We start from the raw sequence: 18,649 nt of genomic DNA, 5'->3' as shown, positions 1-18,649 counted from the left end.
CCGTTCGACGTTGGCCACCTGCACGCCGGTCAGGGCCACCCCGAGGCTGTTGAAGGCCGTCAACTCATCGGGCGAGATGAGATCCAGATCGCGGGCCAGCAGGTTGAGCGGTTGGGTATCCAGGAAGCCGATGAGGGCGGCGGCCCGGGGGTCGCGCGCCGCGGCGTCCAGGGCATGGGCGACGGCCAATTGGTTCGGCGTGGTGGCTACGGTGGTAAAGGACCCCTGGACTGCTTCGAGCGCGACGCTGCCGGTCAGGTAAACGAGGGTGCCTTCGACGATGGTACCGGCCACAAAGGGATTGAGGGTGCTGAAAGTGCCGGTCACCCCGCCCGCGGCGGTGAGGACGGTGAGCGTAGTGCCGATGCGGAATTGGAAGCCGGCAAGAGGCACCAACTGGAGGGCGCCGGCCAGACTGGCCGTGCCGCCCACGGCCAGCAGGCTGGTGGCGCCCGGCGCCAGGCTGAGACGCAGCGTGCCGGTTGGCGTCTGGGTGTAGTTGCCCGCCACCGTCAGGGTGCCGACCGGACTGCCCGCACTGACGATGCCGCCGTTAACCACGCTGCCGCCGATGAAGCCGCTGCCCCCCAGTACCCCGCCCGGGTTGACCGTCGTCAGCGCGCTTGCGATCGAACCGTCCACGATCAAGCTGCCGGCGTTGACCGTCGTCGCACCTGTATAAGTGTCGACGCCGGTGAGGGTCGTCGTGCCGGGGCCGTTCTGTTCCAGGTCGCCCGTGCCGCTGATCGCCCCGGTTAAACTAAGGGCGTTGCTCCGGTCGACGATCAACGTGCCGTCGTCAACGATATTACCCACCACGCTGCCGGTAGACCCCCCATTGCCCAATTGGAGGGTAGAGCCGGGGGCAATCGTGGTTCCGCCGGTGTAAGTGTTGTCTGCAGTGAGAATCGTCGTGCCGGTTCCAACCTGCGCAACGCTTCCCGGCCCGCTGATAAGCCCGCCGTAGGTGAAGACGTCCGAACGGTCAAAGACCAGAAGGCCGGCATCGAAAATATCCCCGATGACGCTGCCGGTCGTGCCCCCGTTGCCGAGTTGAAGGGTGCCGGCGCTGACCGTGGTGTTGCCGGTGTAGGTATTATCCCCGGTCAGCACCAAGGTACCCGGGCCGGCCTTGGTCAAGCCACCCGGGCCGGCGATTACCCCAGTCAGGGTGGAAACCGTACCGGCATCCGTCAGGAAGGTGCCCCCACCCGCCGCGAGGGTGATCGCTTTTGTCGAGGTGAGCCCGCCGCCGCCGGCAAGCGCTTCGAGCGTGCCGCCGTTAAAGGTTAACGGCCCGGCGCCGAGGTTGGCGTCGGTATTTACCGCCAGGATACCCGCATTGAGGAAGGTGCCTCCGGTGTAAGTATTCGCACCCGCCAGCACGAGGGTACCCAAGCCCGTCTTGGTCAAGCCGCCCGAGCCGGTGATCGCCCCGCTTAAGGTAGAAACCGTGCCGGCGTCCGTCAGGAAGGTCCCCCCGCCTGTCCCGAGGGTAACCGCTTCGATCAGAGTGAGCCCGCCACCGGCCGCCAGCGCCTCGAGCGTGCCGCCATTGAAGCTCAACGGTCCGGTACCCAAATCTGCAACGCTAACTACCGCCAGGATACCGCCGTTGAGGAAGGTACCCCCGGCGTAAGCGCCCAGGGACTCGTCGATAACCCAAGTGCCGCTCCCTTGTTTAATCACCGAACCGTAGTTGGTGATGGTTCCCGTCACGGCCTGGCTCAAGGCCTGCGAGCCGCTTCCGTCCAAGATCAACGCGCTGGCGGGCGCCGTGCCCAGACTCAGGTTGCCGCTGATCGTGCCGCCGGCGATCAAGGTGACCTGATTGGCAGAGTAGTTGTCCAGGGTAACGTTGCCGGTGATCTGCCCGGCGTTTGACAGCGTGGCGGCTCCCCCCGTTACCACGATCGCCGGTCCATTGATTGACGTGATCGACCCACCTGCGTTGTTGGTGATTGAGCCACCGGCCACCAGATCTATCGCCGTGCCGCCAATGATGGAACCGGAATTTTGCACCGTGAGGGCCTCGGACGTCACCCCGGAGAACGGGACCGCGCTCGTGATGCCGGCCGGGGCGCCGGCGCTCCCGATCTGGCCCGCGTTGTTAACCGTGCCTGCAACCAAGTCCACTGCAGGCGTTCCCATGGCACCACTGATCGTACCGGTGCTTTGGTTAGTCAGGGTGCCGCCGCCGTTGGCGGAACTGACTTCCGTAAGGTTACCTGCATTGCTCAGCGTGGCACCTTGCTGCAACACCCACGTGTTAGCCGGAGAAACTCCCGACTCGACTTGCACGTTGCTGGTGTTGCCGCTAACGGTCACCGGCCCGCTACCAAGCGAGGTGCCTACGGTCACCGTAACGACGCCCGTAAGAGTTATGCCCACGGAATCAGCGGCCACACCCCCGGCCACACCTTGACCCACGGTGCCGCCGCTCCGTGGTCTAACCGCCGAGCCCGCACCGCTGACGGTTCCCGTTACTGCCTGCGAACCGCTTTCGCTCGGGGTCACGTCACAGCTGATCCGGCCAGTTTTGTCCAACGTCGCCGCCGCGTTCTCCACGCGAATCCCGCGGCCGTCCCGTGACGTGGCGGAACCGTCCGCGTCCCCGGTAATCTCTCCTGAATCGCCGGCCACGGTAGACGAGGCAGACCCTTCCGCCGGCGCTTCGTTTGGACGCGTCGTCAGGCCGGCACCGGCTGTCCCCTGAATCATATCGCCCGCCGGTTTGGTGACCGAGCGGCCCCGGTCTACCTCTCTGCCTGCGCTGCGGTCGCCGGGGCCGCTCGGGCCGCAATTTGGAACCGTGAGACCCTGCGGCGTCACCCCGGAGTACGGGATCGCGCTGGTGATACCCTCCGCCGGTTTGGCCGACGACATTCCCGCGTGCAGAGTCGCCATGGACGCAACCGCTAAAAGCCCGATCACCGGCACGCGCATCCAGCGCCTGGATCGGGAGGACGCGGCAGGAAAAACCTTTAAAAATCGCATCATTTCCTTGAATTAATTCTTCCGTCTCGCTAGCACCCCAAAATGCCCGGCGTATGATATTGCAGGCGATGGCCGCAAAAGGTCTTGCGGTTTGACCAAAATCATAAAAGCCGTCCCTGGCGGGCCGTTGAGGCCGAGTTTACTGAAGACAACGGCGACGATCAGCCCATCCGTTGGCATAACGGCCTGCTTATGGGTGCTACCGCTCCGAAAGGCAAGCTTCAAAGTGAAAAAACAAAGTGTGCCCGATTACAGGCGCATTGGGTCGGCGCGGAAGCCCAGGTTAAAGAACAAACGACCGGGCCTAAGTGTGGAGGAACCCGCAGCCGAGCTTGCGCAAGCATCGGAAAGCATCGACGGACTTTTTTGAACCTGTTAAGGCATGAAACGAAAGCACCGTGCGGAGAATCTTCTGACACACATGAACCGAAACTCTGAGCATCGGAAGGACCAAACCCCGTTGGCCCCGCAGGACGCAAAGCGGCCGCCTGCTTCTCGCTTCCATAACCGGCCGGAGTTGATTGAGACGGGCGACGGTGTAACCGGCGGCCGCCGGTGGGTAGCGGCAAGTCTGAAACTATTGAAGCCGGAGAACCTTCCTTTCGTCATTCTTTTTTCCCTTGCAGCAGCCTCTTTGTTGTCGCGGTTATGGCTGATCCTGCAGTGATTCCGGCTTCGAGAAACGCGCTGGTAACCGACGCCGGTTTGAAGGTCCTGATTGCCGGCCTGCTTGCGTACTGGGGAGCCTGCGCGCTGCTCTTGCCCATCACAACCTCCGATTCACACGTTTACAACCTGGCCCGTTTGCTCATCACGGAACGTGCGGGCTTCTGGCAGAGCGCGGCGTGGAACTCCGTTCGGCAGGTTATCTTCCCGTGGACCTTTGACGCGGTTCACTACCTTTTTTTGAAGCTGGGCTGGGGAACGGCGTTGCCTAGCTTCCTGGAGTTTGTCGCGTTGCTGGCGATCGTTTACCAGTTAGTTGCACCCCGTTTCGGTTCGCAGGCCGCCCTATGGTCGGTTCTAACCCCCTTCTCAATGCCTACCATCATGCTGCAGGCGACCACGAGCAAGAATGACATCGCCGTGGTCTTTGGGGTTGGATGCTGGCTGTTGGCGATGGTTCGATACCAGCGGAGTTTGCATTGGATCTACCTGTTTACCGCCGCGCTGAGCCTCGCGTTTCTTAGCGGGGCCAAATCTTCCGGCCTTCCAATTCTGATTGTGCTCGTCCTGGTGACCGCATGGCAACTGCGGAAACGCCGCAGAAGTTTCCTGGTTTTTGCGGTCTACCTCGCGCCGTTGCTGCTGGTGTTCGGAAGCATGGAAACGTATTACCTGACTTGGCGAACGTACGGGCGTTTGCCGGGCCCCGAGCAGTTCGTCCGGGATTCAGTGAACCAAGACGGCATCCGGGGTGGCGCGGCGAACTTTGTGCGGTATTGTGCCACGAACCTGTCGGCCGGAATCGATGGCGTGGACTGCCGCTCGGGCTTGGCCGGGTTTCTGGAAGGGCAGTGTCGGTCCCTCCTGGCCGGCCTGCACCTGCAAAACGCCGGCTACCGGCGCGATCTCAACGATGGAAACCTATTGTTCTTGAAGAACGGGTTTGACTCCGGATCGGATTACGGACTGGTTGGCTGCCTCCTGATGATCGGCAGCGCGTGGACTGTGTTGCGACCAAAGGCAAACCGCCTTGCCTGGGGGTTGAGCGTATGCGGTTGGCTGGCTTTCGGTCTGACCTGCATGAGCCTGTGCTGGACGCCCTGGAACGTACGTTTCCTCTGCTTAAGCTTCATGCTTTTCGGGGTGAGCCAAACGATTTTGACGTTCAGCGGGCACCCGGCGCAACCGTTCTGGAAACCGGCCCTCCTGGGAATGCTCATACTTTGGTCGGCGTTCTGTTTGCCGCTGCAATGCGGTCAACGTCATCCCATCGAACTCTGGAACTCCGTTGCGGCGCGCGAGCAGGTGATGTTCCGGCAAAGGCTTGAAGTTCGGCCCGCCTACCAGGAGGTGCTCCGCTTGCGGGCCGGCAGCGCGGCACCCTGGCTTCTGGTCGCCGGTGAAAATGCATGGACGCTGCCGTTCCTGATGCATTCCGAGCTTCCATGGCACCTCACTCCGCGGTGGGATCAGGCCGCCGCCGCCTTGCACGGCGCGCCTACAGATGGCGAAGTATACGCACTCGTCCTGAATACCGCGCTGCCAACCGATCTACCTTTCGAGCTGGTGAAATCCTTTCCGTTGTCGACTTACATTATCCGCCTGAAGTCACCTGGAGGTTAGGGCAGGTAATGTCATACGACGTCGATAATCACGGGGGTATAATCTGCGCAAGCCGCCGCCTGTCCTCGGCCAACCTGGCGCCTGTACGACGCGCCAGCAGAGCCATCGCGCACGCCTAACCATGCGGTAAACTAAAAGTGCCCTTGCACCACCTGCGTCACCCCCGCCACCGTGGCGGAAACGCTGAACGTGTCGCCGGATGACGAATGAGGGGTACCGTTTCCGCTGTATTGCGAACCGATCAGCAAGGTTGTTCCCGGGTTAAGGACCGCACCGGAATTGAGTTGGTAACTGAAAACCACCGCTGAGCCGTTGTCCAGGTAATGGGAGGTAAAGTTTCCGGCGTTGACGAACTGGCCGGAAAACGAGACCCCGGGCGTTTTCTGGATCGTGACCGTGACGGTAAGGGTCGTGGTCTGCTGTTGACAGACGATATTGACGTCATCCTCACCCCACCACGCACTGCTGCTGTCTGTGACCGAACCGGAAACGTCCATCCCCCCTTGAGCCGGCGTTGGGGCAGGCGTCGGTGTAACCGTCGGGCTTGGAAGTGGTGTCGGGACAGGCGTCGCGGTTGGTGTCGGCACCGGCGTAAGCGTCGGGCTGGGTCCAGGTGTCGGTGTCGGTGTCGGAGTAAGTGTAGGTGTAGGTGTAGGTGTCGGCGTAGCCGCGGGTTTGCTTCCAATCAGCGGTGCAAGCAAGGGTTGCAGAACCGACTGTTTGTCCTGGTTAACGGTCTGCCAATCATTCTGAAGGATACCGCCGGTGTCGCCTGAATCCGGGTTCCAGCACCAGAAAGCAAAGCTCAACCCGTTGCCCTGGATGTAGTTCGCGAGCGTCCTGAACCACTGTTGATCGGAGGTCGTCTGATCCATGGTGCCGAATTCGCCGATCCAGATGGGCGCAACGTTGTTTTTGGCGAGGTACCCCCAATGCGCGTCCCATACGGCGGGCAGGTTGCTCGGGTAAGAAGGATCACTGAACCACGGCTGATTGTACACAGACGCGCAATAATCGTGCGGTGAATAGACCAGCTGATTCGGCACCGCTAACTGGACCGGGTCCTGGCCGGCCAAGCTAAGGTTTCCGCCCCACCAGTAGTAATCATTGCCGACGTGCTCGATGCCCTCGACGATGATCAGCAGGTTCGGATTGACCGACAGAATGGCGTTGCCCGCCCGCTCAGCCGCCAACCGCCAGTCCGTGGCGAGGTTCCCCGATCCCCAGTCCGCGTCGCCGTGCGGTTCATTGTGAAGGTCGCAGCCCACCACGGTATCGTTGCCCAGGTAACGCGCAGCAAGCATCTGCCAGTCTGCAATCCACCGGGCCTCCGGGTATTGGCTCGTGTACCACAAGGCGGACTGCGAACCGGAATCAGGCCGGTGTCGATCCAGGACGATCTTCAATCCGCGCTGCCCGGCGCCGGCGACCAGTTTGTCCAGAATCTGCAGGCCGGTGAGCCCTTGAAGGTCAGGGTTCAAATTGTAATCGATGCCGTTGGGGGTACTCCCGGGGTCAAACAGCTGGTTGCAGTACGGAACCCGGATCATGTTGTAGCCCAGACTTTTTATCTGGTCCAGCATCGAGTCCATGGAGCGTGCCCAGAGGCCGTGCGGACAGTAATTACTGGTCTCGAGGCCGAACCAGCTGACGCCAGTCAGCCGGACCGGCGTGCCTTGCGAGTCGACGATCGTCGCCCCGCTGGTGTGGAGGTAGTTCTGGGCGAGCACAACCTTTGGTCCTGAGAGGAGTAACAGCAACACCCATAGACGAGTGAATAAACGAGGATGATTCATAATGAGTTCGGATTGAGCGGTGAGCTCAAGGTTCAGGTAAGCCGCTGCATTCTAAGAAACGCGACTCAAAATGCTAGTTCTCAGTGAAAAGAATTCCGAGCGGTTCATCCGGCCGGTCAATGACATATCCCCCATACAAATCGCGACACCGCTGAAAAACCTGGTATTCTTTACAGATGCGTCTCCCCGCGGGGCCGTCCTCACGCCGTTGCGACGGCTGGTTCGGCATGGGGAAACTGAGGACGCGCTCTGCCGAGGTAAAATCCCTGGCCGTAGTCGACTCCGATTTGCTTCAGGAGAGCGCAAGTCTTCTTTGAATTTACAAATTCGGCCACGGTTTGTTTGCCGAGGAGGTGGGCGGTCTCGTGAATCGAGCGGAGCAGTGTGAAATCGACTGAATCAGAGGCGATTCGTTTCACAAAGCCGCCATAGATTTTGACAATATTTACGGGAAGACTCCTCAGATAGCTGAGTGACGAAAAGCCGGAACCGAAATCGTCGAGGGCGAATCCGCACCCGATGGCGCGGAGCTCTTCTACCAAGCGTCTCGCCTGACACAGATTCGTAATAAAGACGGTCTCCGTGATCTCGAAAATCACGCGTTTGGGATCCACCCCGCTTTCGGCGAGGTGCGTCCGAATGTAACCGTGCATCTCCGGGTCGCTGACCGACTGCCCGGAGAGGTTAATCGCCACGCGGCTCGTCGGGTTTTCCCGCAGGGTCGTCAGAACCCGCGCGAGCACATAGCTGTCGAGTTGCTGCATCAGGCGAAAACGCTCGGCCGCGGGCAGAAATTCGCCGGGCAGATGGATTTTGCCGTCGCCGGCACGATAGCGGAGCAAGGCTTCGCTGCAGAACAGGCGGTTTCGCTTGAAGTCAACGATTGGCTGGTAGAAAAGTTCAAACCGGCCCTGGAAAAGGCCCTCCGTAATACGCGAGTACCACGCGGCGCCGGACTTGATTCTCACCAACTCCTCACTATTTCCTTTGTATAGAACGAAGCGACCTTTCCCGGCCGCTTTGGCGGCGTAGAGCGCCGAGTCGGCCCTTGCGGTGAGCTCCTCGAACGTGATGGACGGCTCAATGAGGGCGATGCCTGCCGAAAGGGTGATGGCGACGCCCCTGCCGTCCAGGACTATCGGGTGCTTGTGCATGGCCTCGATCAGGCGTTCCCCCGCGGCGCGGGCACTGTCCTCGCCGACGCCGCGAAGAATGACGCAGAATTCGTCGCCTCGAACCCGGCAGATCGAGTGCGGCCGGGGAAAAATTTCCGTCAGGAAATGAGCGACGCTGAGCAACGCGCGGTCACCGGCGGGGTGTCCCTGGGTATCGTTAACCAGTTTAAAGTCGTCCAGATCGACGACCAGCAACGCGCCCCTCCCGCGCCGGGGCCACTCTTGCAGGATTGAAGCCAGCTCGGCGGTGAATTGTTGTTGGTTTCCCAACCCGGTCACGGAATCACGCAGGGCCAGGTGGGCGAGGCGGGCCTCCAGTTCTTTCTCCTGGGTAATGTCTCGCGCGACCAGCAGGAGACGCGGCTCGGCGTCGGCCAGGACGCTGCCGGAGATATCCAACCACCGCCACCGCTCGCCCGGATCCCGGAAGCGCGCCTGGGTGCGAACGCCGGATTGGCCCTGCAATGCCCGCCGCAGTTTTTCGCCGGCAGACGAGCGGTCCTCGAGGTGCACGAGCTCGATCCAACTTTCTCCGACCAGCGCTACGGGATCGTATCCCAGGATGCTTTTGTGATTCGGGCTCGCGTATACCATCCGCAGTTCGCTGTCCAACTCACAGACAAGATCAAACGAGTTCTCAACGAGCGTGCGGAAACGTTGCTCGGAGGTTTCCAGGGCACGGCGCGTTGCTTCCGCCGTCGCCGCCGCTTTCCGGCGCATTTCCTCCTCCCGGTCTTTGCGGCGTACCTGAGCGTCAATCCGGGCGGCGAGATCTTCCGGGTCGAACGGTTTTGCGATGTAATCCAGGGCACCGAACTCGAGGGCTTGCCGCTTGCTCGGGAGATCAACTTTGCCGGTCAAAAAGATGATCGGGACGTATTGCCATGGGGGACGGGATCGGATGATTCGCAGCAGCAGCACGCCATCCATGTCCGGCAGGACGTAGTCCAGCAGGATCAGATCGGGGGTGACTTTTTCCAGTTCCATGAGCGCTTCATCCGCGCAGCCCGCTTGAATTACCGAGTAGCCTGTCCGTATCAGAACTGCGGCCACCAAGCGGCGGACGGCGGGTTCATCCTCGACGACCAGGACGGTCCTCGTTCCCTGAAGCTCCTTCATCGCGTCTTCCCGGGCCGTTAGTAAACGGTTCTGAAATCGCTCTCGAACAGGCCGCGGCGCGGTTCGAAAAAGAACTTCAAAAACGCGCTCGCGACGAATTCGGAGTAATCTCCCGTCTTATCGTACCCGACGCTTGCCCCGAAGGCGATGTGAGGGGTCAGCAGAAACATCCCGGACAGGTCGGCGTTGGCGACAAACGTCTGGTCGCTTTTACCCGGATAAACGCCTGCCGTGTTACCCAGGGGAAAGATAGGGGTGGAATCTTCCTTGTAGCTCTGAAGGCCCACGGCGAGATTTCCTTTGACGAGATAAGGGCGGGCTTCCTTGGTCATAAATCTCAGCGCCACGACGCCCTGGAAAAGGTAGTCGGGGCTGAAATAGCCTCCCTGGCCATACGTGAAGAAAGAGAGGTTCTTGCCGTAATGCTCGAAATTGAGCGCCGGCCCCACGGTCAGATAAACGAAGTCCGGATGACGGATCTGGTAGTTCAGGGCCACGCTGGCCTTGAGATGGTTATTGGTGTCAACGTTCTCGCCCTCGAGCACGCTGAGACCGGCCTGGCCGAAGAGGGACCAGCTATCGGTCAACTGGTCGTAGCCGGCCAGATTGATGCCATCCTCGCTGACGCGTCCCCACGTTGTCCCCGTATACGGATCCCGGAATCCCGTGTAACTGAGAATCGATTGCTTGACGCTGCTGCGGTAGAGGTCGATGAGCCATTCGCCCCACTCAGGCTTGCCGGCCAGGCTGAGATTGCCGACCACGGTTGGTCCGACCGCACCGCCGGCCGGAGAGATGCCCAACTCCACCGAAGGGGTATAGTTGCCCAACCGTTCGTAGCCGACGCGAGCATCGAATAGTGAATTGTAAGAGGTACGCGGCGCGGCTGTGAACGAGCGCGGGCCGGTCAGCGGCGCCTGGCCGACGAACGCACCATCTTGCAGGTGGCCTGCGTCAAGACTCGTCCAACCAACGTCGGCCCAGAGCCGATTTATGGTATCCTGATAAAAACTCCCGGCCACGTCGCCCCGGATTTCACGAAGTTGGGATGTTCCTTCGGAACCCGATTTAAACCGAGCGTAACCGGATGTCTCGACGGAGGGCGAAGTGTAGCCGCTCAACTGCGGATACTTCTGGGGCGCTACGGCGTACGCGTTGGCATACAACCGGCGATCGTAATAACGCCCCGCCACGTACTCACGGTAAAGGTCGGCGACCGGGCCGCCGGCGTGGGACAATTCTTCGAGCCGAGCCCAGTTGCGCTGTTGGGCGTACGTCGCATAGACCCCCGCCCCGGCAAATTTATCCGGCCGCGCCGCGTACAGCTTTTCGAATTCCTGAGCGGCGCGCGTTAAATCGCCGGTCTGAAAATAGTCCCATGCCCGTACGATCTGCTCATCACGGCTCAGGCTCCGGTAGGTCTCCACCTGCGTGAAGAGTTCGAGGCTTCGCGGGTAGTCCTTGCTCTTGTAGGTCGCGACCGCGCGCGCGGTAAGAATATCGCCCAGGGCCTTACGCATGCGCGGGTACTCCTGCAGCCTCCATCGAGCCGTCTCTTCGGCCTTGTCATATTCGCCTTCGCGAGTGAGGGCCAGCGCCAGCCCGTAGGCGGCTTCGTAATCGGATTCGTCCCATTCTATCGCTCGCTGAAACCACGTGACCGCTTTCGCGCTGCGGCCCGCCTTGTAGTAAGCCCAACCGAGCCCCCTGGCCAGACCCGCGCTCTGATCCCGGAGCGCAACGGGTTCCACCTCCGCATAGCGCTGTTGCCGGAGAAGCGCGGCCGGATCCTCGGGCTTTCTTACGGGTACGGGTGGCTTTGGGGCCGGTGTGATCGCCTTCTGGAGGGGGGGCGGATCCAAAAGGGTACCCGGTTGCTCAGGTGTTTGCGTTGCGTGGTCTTGCGGTTCGCCACCGAAAATGACCCGCGGTTGGCCGTTGTCCGGCGAAGCGTTATTCGTCTTGGCTAAAGGTGGTTTTTCGGCGGCCGGATTCGCCTGCTCGTCGCCAAAGGTGAAGAAGGGATCTCGGTTAGGGACGACGGGTTGGATAACCTCACCGTCCGGTGCCTGGGCGGTCGGCTCCGGCACGGGAAGCTCGATTTCCGTCTTCATCGTGCGCGGACCGGCTCCATCGTCGACCGGGGTCTGGGCCGGCTTCGGCGCGGGCTCCTGTAGAAACGCCGGTCGCGGCCCGCTGCCATCCGGGTTTGCGGCGGCAGCCGGTACATCCGGGTCCGGCAGGGCTTGGCAAAGCCCGGCGGTTGAAATCCCTAAGAGCAGGAAGCCTTTTACTAAAGTGCGTCGAATGATCATTGTTCGGCTAGGGTCTTGGGGCGCCGGCTTCTTCGCCGGCACAGTTAGCCAGCAATCCGAGGCTCACGGAGAAGTAGGGTTCCGTGGCGTTTGGGTTGCGGTAGGGTGGATGCAGGGCTGCGGGATGCAAGTCACCGGGGCCCTCGATTAATTCGTAGATTGCGCGCATGCCCGGCAGGGCCGCTTCTTCGCCGAAGTTTCCGGCCGGCAGGAAGACTCGGGCAGGCGGCTGCGCATTGCCTGCGAGGCGGCCGATTTGCCGGAAGGCGCTGTAATACCTGGCCGGTTCGATTCCGGCCCATGCCAGATAAAGCGGAATCCGGGTGGCGTTGTACCCGTAAACGGGTTCGAAACCGTCGGCGATATCGACCGAATCTTTGCCGATCAACAGCCAGTCCGGGGGCAGGTCAAAGGGGCTGAAACGCGCGACCCCGATCAGCTTCAGCCCGGACTGCTCAAGCATCGGCCATTCCACTGCCGGATCGACCTTCGCCAGGGCCCTGAAGGCAGGAAAGACCCAGTAAGAGAGATTGACGATCAGTCCTTCGGGTTTTTCGAAGCCCTCCGTTCCGGGAAGGAGCACCGGGCCAAACTTGGAGGCCCGGATCAGCTTTTGCCGGATGCCGGACGCGATCTCGGCGGATGCGTCTCGAAATGCCGGATTCTGCCAGGTTGAAGCCGCCCGGCATAAACCCCAGGCGATCAGCAGGTCGCCATCGGTAGCGTTATTCTGGTCGACCTGGGCGCCGAAAAAGCCGGGTTTCCACCGCCACGCGAAGAGGCGATCGCTGCGCCGGCGGAGGTGTGCGTCGGTCCATTTCCAGATCCGGTCAAAGCTCTCCTGATCATGGTTTGCCTCGGCCAGGATCAGGCCGTATCCCTGGCCTTCCGAATGGGACACCCCGCCATTCGCATCGTCGACGACGCGGCCGTCGTCGCGAAGGAAACGCTCTTTGAAGCTGTGCCAGACCGCCTCCTGGGCATCCGTCTGACCTGGCGCGCTCGCTGCCCATGCGCCTGCCGTCAATTGGCAGATCACCACCCAGATGGCGGCGCTGCGAAAGCTCGGATGCTTGTTCATGGTTGCGGACGGCGCCGGCGAAGCAGCAGGGCCTCATCAAACTTCGAGAGAACGCGCGCGGTGATGATCACGAACCCGACCAGGAAAACCGCAACCAGTGCGACCCAGATCCGGAAATCCAAGGATTCGCCCAGGAGCAGTTCGACCCGCCGGACGCGCATCACTTTGGGCGCCTCACCGGGTACGCGCGCCTGAAAGGAGGAAGGCTCTTCCTTCCAACGGACGATATCGCCGCGAAGCTGATCCCAAAACGCGGGCCGGACCAGGTTCTGCACCCGATGCAGGAGGTTTTGCTGGCTGAAAGCGGTAACGACGAGACTCCAGCCCTGGTCGGGTACCGTTGGCGGTGCCGTTGCGAGCACGCCATAATCCCGATCGGACTCACTAACTGCAGGAGGCAGGCCGGCCGGCGTGTCTGCGTCGTTGTGCCTAGCGACCCGTTTCCGGTGCTCGTCTACAAACCGCTCGATCAGCCCTTTCAGATTTATGCCGGAGGAAAGGCTGTCAACTTTCGCCAGCGGGACGTTGCGACGCGTCTCATCGAAGGCGCGAAGCGCGATCAACCCGCGGAAAGGGTCCGGCAAATGATCGTACGTGCCGATCACGACCACATGACGCCGCGGCTGAAGTTCCCCGGAGGTTAGCTGTGCTGCATAGAAGAAGGTGTTGGCCGACTGCGCCAGGCGACAAAGAAAGGTCCACGCCGCGTCGATCGTTTCCGCCTCGCGCCCGGCCAGCAGCACCGCCAGGTCCGAACCGTCCGGCTGGCCGATGAACGGATAGAAGGTGCGACTCGTCAGTTGTAAGTCAGGAAGTTTCGGACCCGTCTCGAGCTTCGGAAGGGTGAGAGTCGAATCGGAGTAGATCTGCAGGTCTTTTCTTCCCACCGGTTCTTCCGCCATAGCCGGCGTCGTGATCTGCAGCACGTTCCGGCCATACTCGAAATCCCGGATCGGAAGGACAAACGAGCTTTCGGTTCCACCCGAAGCTGAGGAACTTGCAGCCGTTTCACGGGCTTCGAGATCGTGACCGTTAAGCTGCACTTTCAGTGCGCCGGTCGAACGAAACGCGCGTGCTCGCAGGACATAATGAAGATTAAGTTTCACCTCGGGCGTACCGTCGTTGCGGAGGAAACCCGGGAAGAAAAGGTCAACCGATACCCCGGACGGCTCCGCCACGAAGGTCGCACCCCGATCACGGAGCTGGGCAAACGTGAGGGCCTTGTCAGGCTCGAGCGGGTTCTGGCGGGAGAACGGTGCATGCTCCGGCAGCACCACCTCACGAATCGGGGTCGTCGCCGCATCGGGGAGTCTAACCCGCACCACTCCCAGACTGAGGACTGCGCTGTCGATGTCTTCCGGCGCGCGCCCGGCAACGACCAGGACGAACCCCTCCGGCTCTTTACGGTCCGCACTAACCGGCCGCATCGGCTGCAGCCCCAGGTAACCCGTCGTGATCCGTTTGGCTTCCTGTTCGGTGAAATAGCCGCGGAGCTGTTCAACCGTGCCGATCAGCACGTTGAATTTTCCCAGCTCGGGGTTGGCTCCGTGGGACACGATCAAGGGGCGGTAACCGGCCCGTAGCGCGAGTGCCTGGGTCACCGCCGCCCCCTGGGCAAGCTGCACGTCGCTCAACTCGGGGCCGCCGGCGAAACAAAGATGGATTTCGCACGGTTGCGCTGACGCGCTGAGAATCGTATCCAGATCAGAAAGGTATGGCTCATGCCGGCCGGAAGCCGGAGCCGCGCTTTTTGAATCCGCGGTGGGCGCGGCTGCAGCCGGTGAGGGCTGCCGGATACGGCCCAGGACCGTTCTGGTGCGCACGCGGCTGGACGACGGGTCAGGTGCAGCCTGGGTCTCCGCCCCCCGGGCGGCCGGATCGGCCGGCCGAAGCGCCGCCGCGTTGGGATCAACCAACTGAGCTTGCACAGCGACCTGGCACAAGCAAACGCCCGTGGCGAATGCCCGCGTGAGCCATCTGTTATACACAAAAGGCAGACTGGCGGTTGTTCTCATTAGTTTTCGAAGCTCTGCGTTTCCAGTACGCGGCCGCGACCCGTGACTGAGTCGCCGGCATGGGTAATAAGGTGGGAGAGGTGAAGGGCTGAGTTCCTCACCCCGATATAGGTGAAGCTGATGAAACATCCGAGCACACCCAGGCGGGACTCGCGCCGTTTCTGGAATTCAACCCATCGCTGGCGGCTCCCGCTGACCAGACGAACCTTCGCGCGGGTCTCTTCCAGACTCTGGTGGGCGAATTCTGCGCCCACGATGATCTCGCCTGAATGATCTTCCAACCGGAGATTGCGCAGTTGCAGGTTCAGAAGCTGTTCCGATTCCTCATCGTCGATTCTGATCCTCAGCTGGGTTCGGCCAGGCTTATGGAAGGTGCGTTCGCTTAGGCCCTTGAAGACCATCTTGCATCCGCCTAATGAAAGATCGCCGACTCGACACGGCAGTTCGAGCTCGTCAATGAGCAGGGTCGCATTGATCATCGCGGGCATGCGGGGCGTAACCCGCCGCTGCCTCTGCTCGAGCAATGCTCCGAGGACCGCCAGCAGCATGATGGTGTTCAGGCCCGACCAAAACAAAGTGATCGCAACCGGATAGATGTCATCCCGGTTTTGCAGTTGCATAAGCCGGTAAATACCGGCTGCAACCGTTCCAAAATTGATCAACGCCAGGACATAGAAGGGCGTTGCCAGGGGGGAGATAAAATTCCGCGAAAGCGTCTCTCCCTTTGGTGTGACGTTGAATGTCGGGGCTCGCGGGTTCAGGATGGTCGAAAAGATCGCCGGGACGGTGTAAACCGACTGTAAGAGTTCATACAGTTCAGACATGAACGCCCAACGGAACTTACCATAAAGGTAGTGTGATACGCTGAGAACCGTGACGACGTACGGAATCACATAGGTGGCGAACGTCTGCCAGTTGGCGGCATAAATCCGCAACCCGAAGAAAAGCAGGGCGGTTGGTGCCAGGAGGTAGGTCAGGCGGGCGAACGGAAAGAACCAAAAGATACAACTGTTAAAATAGCAGAGTCGCTGCGGCAGCGTCAGACCACGGATCAGGAGCGGGCACTTGAGCAGTAAAATCTGCACCATGCCCTGGGCCCAGCGGATTCGTTGTTTGATGAAGGCGCCCATCGTTTCCGGCGCGAAACCTGACAGGAGCGGAGTGGAGATGTAGGCGCTGTTGTAACCCTTGGCGTGAAGCGTCAACGCCGTTTCGGCATCTTCGGTGATGGTATCTCCCGAAAGTCCGCCCGTGATCTCCAGGTGACGGCGGCGCATGACCGCGCCCGAACCGCAGAAGAAAGCCGCATTCCAGAAATCGAGCCCCTTCTGAATCGCGCGGTAGAACATTTCGTTCTCACTCGGCATTTGGAAGAACGTGCCCAGGTTTTTCTCAACCGGGTCGGGGTTAACGAAGAAATGCGGAGTCTGGACGAGAAATAACTTTTCGTCCTGCGTGAATAAGCCGACGGTCTTTTCAAGAAAATCCACCGTCGGCATATGGTCGGCATCGAAGATGACCACCAGGTCGCCGCCCGTCCTCTTAAATGCCTCGTTCAGATTTCCGGCTTTGGCACCCCGGTTCGCCGGTCGCGTCAGGTAATGCGCCCCGAGCGTTTCGCACAACGCGGTCAACTCGCGCCGGCGTTTTCTGGCCGCCATCTTGGATTCCTCGCTGCCAGACTGGCATTTCTGATCGGTGCCGCCATCGTCGCACAAGTAGATCTTGCGCTTATCCTGCGGGTACCGCATCTGCAACGCAGACAGGAGGGTCGCTTCAAGAATGGCCGGGCTTTCATTGTAGCTCGGGATAAACACGTCAACCGTCGGCAGACCTTCCGGGGGCGGCAACGGGACCGGCTCACGTGTGATCGGGCTGATATTGATGAAGTTGCCGATCAGGAAAACGATGATTCCATAGAGTTCGGCCCCGTACAAAATCAGCGCGCAGGTAAAGCTGAGCCAATCGGTGAACTCGAGGGTGTACAGGGTACGCCAGAAGAAATATCGCAAGACGACGAACGTGGCGATCGCGAGGAAAAAAATGCGTGAGAGACGCCGATCATTGCGCGCCCGCTTGAAGGCGAACAGGAGCGCCAGCAGGCCGATCGAAAAACAGACCTGGGCGTGAGCATCGACTTGCGCAGACGACAGATACCCCAGGCCGGCCGCGGCCATAAACCAGAGCAGGCACAAAAGGGGGAGACCCCGGGACTTCGGTCCGGCAGTGTGCGTGCGTTGAATCGAAAGCTGAGCCGTTGACATATGCTTTGCCTGGACATCGGACCGAATCGGCGGTTCTTGAGTGCGGCAACGCGCCAAGAACCCCAAAATGTGCGCGAGCGATTCAGTTTCAGGCCAGGCGACGGGACGAGATCACCAGGAAAAAATCAGGCGATAGCCGGCAACATTGAATCCGCCAGAAACTTGGATTTTGTCACCATCAATTGCACCGCAGGTGGTGCGGAGCCGCTACAACTTAACCGCGAAAACCGCCGCCAACCCGGTTAAAAACGGGCGCAGGTCCGCGTGGCACCGCAAGCGCCACGCGGCGAGGCGTTGCGCAAGCGACGCGTTGGGGTCCGCAGAACGGTGGATTGAGGAACACGAGCGTTTCCCAACCGCGCGGTTCCGATTCGAAAAGGGGTAACAATCGGATCGCGATGATCGTGTTCCGGTCACGCGGGCCGGCGTTCTGGCGCAGGGCGTGGCAGAACTCGTGCGCGAGTTGAAAACTGTATTGCGCCCGACGAGTACCCTGAGCGGTTAAGCCGATTGCGATACGGCCGTCCGGGGTTCGTTTGAGATCAAGTTGCGGATCGTCTCCCCGACGGTACACCTCGATGCCGCCGAGTCGACTGTCCCGGCAATGCCGCCATGCGCCATTGGGGTCTGTCCCCGTTTCCAGGCGCGGCCGCCGCCAGAGTTCCGTCTGGGGTCTGTCCCCGTTCCATTGGGGTCTGTCCCCGTTCCAGAACGAGAGTTCCGATTGGGGTCTGTCCCCGTTCCTCTATTCCTATCGGGGTCTGTTCCCGTTCCCGTTGGGGTCTGTCCCCATTCGAGAACGTTGGGGTCTGTCCCCGTTCCAGAACGCTTGGCTTGACGCGGTCAAGACCTGTCCCTGTTGGACACTGAAGGGGCGGCAGAAGGCGTCGCGCACGGATTCTGCCGCCCCTTCAGCAAATCCAACCCGGCGGGGCGGGTGTTTGTTTGGATGGGCGTACGGACGTGATGCCTTAGGAGGGCTCACCGGGATTTTTACGGTTCCTTAGGGTAAACCCTAGACTAAGTTCTCACGACCCGTTGGGCCTAAGACCGATGTAACGCGGACACGTTGGGCTAAGTTCTGCCGCTCCTTCGGGGCTGAAACCCGGTCGAAATTCCACCAAGGCAACTGTCTAAATGGTGGAAGACCAATTCCACAAGGTGCACAGCATCCGGCAGTAACCCCCTCCCGCCGGACTTCTACCGAAATAATGGCCTAAATGGTCTTGATTTTCGTAGAGTTGCCGGGATTTCACGTGTAAGAAGCGGCCTTGTCGCCCGAAAGATTCGGAGCCTTTCGGTTTCTCGAGGCGAGTTGCCTCGATGCTCCGGAACTTAGGTTAACCGCGAAAACCGCCGCCAACCGGGTTACAAACGGAGGCAGGTCCGCTTGGCCCCGCAAGCGCCACGCGGGCGTCCGCCCCCCGGGCGGCGCCATTCAACAGCACCTTGACGAGCGCCCACAGCACTACCGCTCTGAGCATGAAGAAAGGGCGGCGTGGGTGAGCAACCGCGCAAGCTTGCGCCGCCTAGAAGGTGATGCGCACCCCGCCGGTGATGGTGTTATCCTCGTAGTTGGCCCGGCCCACTTCCCCATC

General features: G+C 60.9%; 9 protein-coding genes. 2 read left to right on the top strand and 7 right to left on the bottom strand.

Annotation, left to right across the window (positions count from 1 at the left end; genetic code table 11):
• On the bottom strand, positions 1–2,907 hold a 2,907-nt coding region (locus JO015_00685), incomplete at its 3' end, for an autotransporter-associated beta strand repeat-containing protein (protein ID MBV9997608.1).
• A 511-nt stretch (positions 2,908–3,418) separates the two neighbouring features.
• Here JO015_00685 and JO015_00680 point away from each other — a divergent pair.
• Both JO015_00680 and JO015_00675 read left to right on the top strand, forming a co-directional pair.
• Entirely contained in the window at positions 3,419–3,664 is a 246-nt protein-coding gene (locus tag JO015_00680) for a hypothetical protein (protein ID MBV9997607.1), read from the top strand.
• Positions 3,646–5,286, top strand: a complete 1,641-nt coding sequence (locus JO015_00675; GenBank protein MBV9997606.1) for a glycosyltransferase family 39 protein — start codon at positions 3,646–3,648, stop codon at positions 5,284–5,286. Before JO015_00680 ends, JO015_00675 begins: the two co-directional genes overlap by 19 nt.
• Before the next feature lie 131 nt (positions 5,287–5,417).
• Here JO015_00675 and JO015_00670 read toward each other — a convergent pair whose 3' ends face one another.
• The 6 genes from JO015_00670 to bcsA all read right to left on the bottom strand — a co-directional run bounded on the left by JO015_00670 (position 5,418) and on the right by bcsA (position 17,051).
• Positions 5,418–7,082 carry a glycoside hydrolase family 5 protein gene (locus JO015_00670; protein MBV9997605.1) on the bottom strand — a complete coding sequence of 555 codons (1,665 nt, stop codon included), beginning with the start codon at positions 7,080–7,082 and terminating at the stop codon, positions 5,418–5,420.
• Between the two features lie 200 nt (positions 7,083–7,282).
• A complete protein-coding gene (locus tag JO015_00665) occupies positions 7,283–9,376 on the bottom strand; it encodes an EAL domain-containing protein (GenBank protein ID MBV9997604.1) in 2,094 nt (697 codons plus the stop codon).
• Between the two features lie 17 nt (positions 9,377–9,393).
• Positions 9,394–11,691, bottom strand: a complete 2,298-nt coding sequence (locus JO015_00660) for a BCSC C-terminal domain-containing protein (GenBank protein ID MBV9997603.1) — start codon at positions 11,689–11,691, stop codon at positions 9,394–9,396.
• A 7-nt stretch (positions 11,692–11,698) separates the two neighbouring features.
• Positions 11,699–12,772: an endoglucanase gene (locus JO015_00655; protein MBV9997602.1), complete on the bottom strand. Its 1,074-nt coding sequence runs from the start codon at positions 12,770–12,772 to the stop codon at positions 11,699–11,701.
• Entirely contained in the window at positions 12,769–14,700 is a 1,932-nt protein-coding gene (locus JO015_00650) for a cellulose biosynthesis cyclic di-GMP-binding regulatory protein BcsB (GenBank protein MBV9997601.1), read from the bottom strand. Before JO015_00650 ends, JO015_00655 begins: the two co-directional genes overlap by 4 nt.
• Before the next feature lie 86 nt (positions 14,701–14,786).
• Positions 14,787–17,051: a UDP-forming cellulose synthase catalytic subunit gene (gene bcsA / locus JO015_00645; GenBank protein ID MBV9997600.1), complete on the bottom strand. Its 2,265-nt coding sequence runs from the start codon at positions 17,049–17,051 to the stop codon at positions 14,787–14,789.
• Positions 17,052–18,649: the final 1,598 nt, after the last annotated feature.

Source organism: Verrucomicrobiota bacterium (assembly GCA_019247695.1).
Classification (GTDB): domain Bacteria; phylum Verrucomicrobiota; class Verrucomicrobiia; order Chthoniobacterales; family JAFAMB01; genus JAFBAP01.
This window is presented reverse-complemented; position numbering and strand designations above follow the sequence as displayed.

Coding starts and splice junctions, on each gene's coding strand:
- JO015_00680 (MBV9997607.1), top strand. CDS start 3,419: ATGAACCGAAACTCTGAGCATCGGAAGGACCAAACCCCGTTGGCCCCG.
- JO015_00675 (MBV9997606.1), top strand. CDS start 3,646: ATGGCTGATCCTGCAGTGATTCCGGCTTCGAGAAACGCGCTGGTAACC.
- JO015_00670 (MBV9997605.1), bottom strand. CDS start 7,082: ATGAATCATCCTCGTTTATTCACTCGTCTATGGGTGTTGCTGTTACTC.
- JO015_00665 (MBV9997604.1), bottom strand. CDS start 9,376: ATGAAGGAGCTTCAGGGAACGAGGACCGTCCTGGTCGTCGAGGATGAA.
- JO015_00660 (MBV9997603.1), bottom strand. CDS start 11,691: ATGATCATTCGACGCACTTTAGTAAAAGGCTTCCTGCTCTTAGGGATT.
- JO015_00655 (MBV9997602.1), bottom strand. CDS start 12,772: ATGAACAAGCATCCGAGCTTTCGCAGCGCCGCCATCTGGGTGGTGATC.
- bcsA (MBV9997600.1), bottom strand. CDS start 17,051: ATGTCAACGGCTCAGCTTTCGATTCAACGCACGCACACTGCCGGACCG.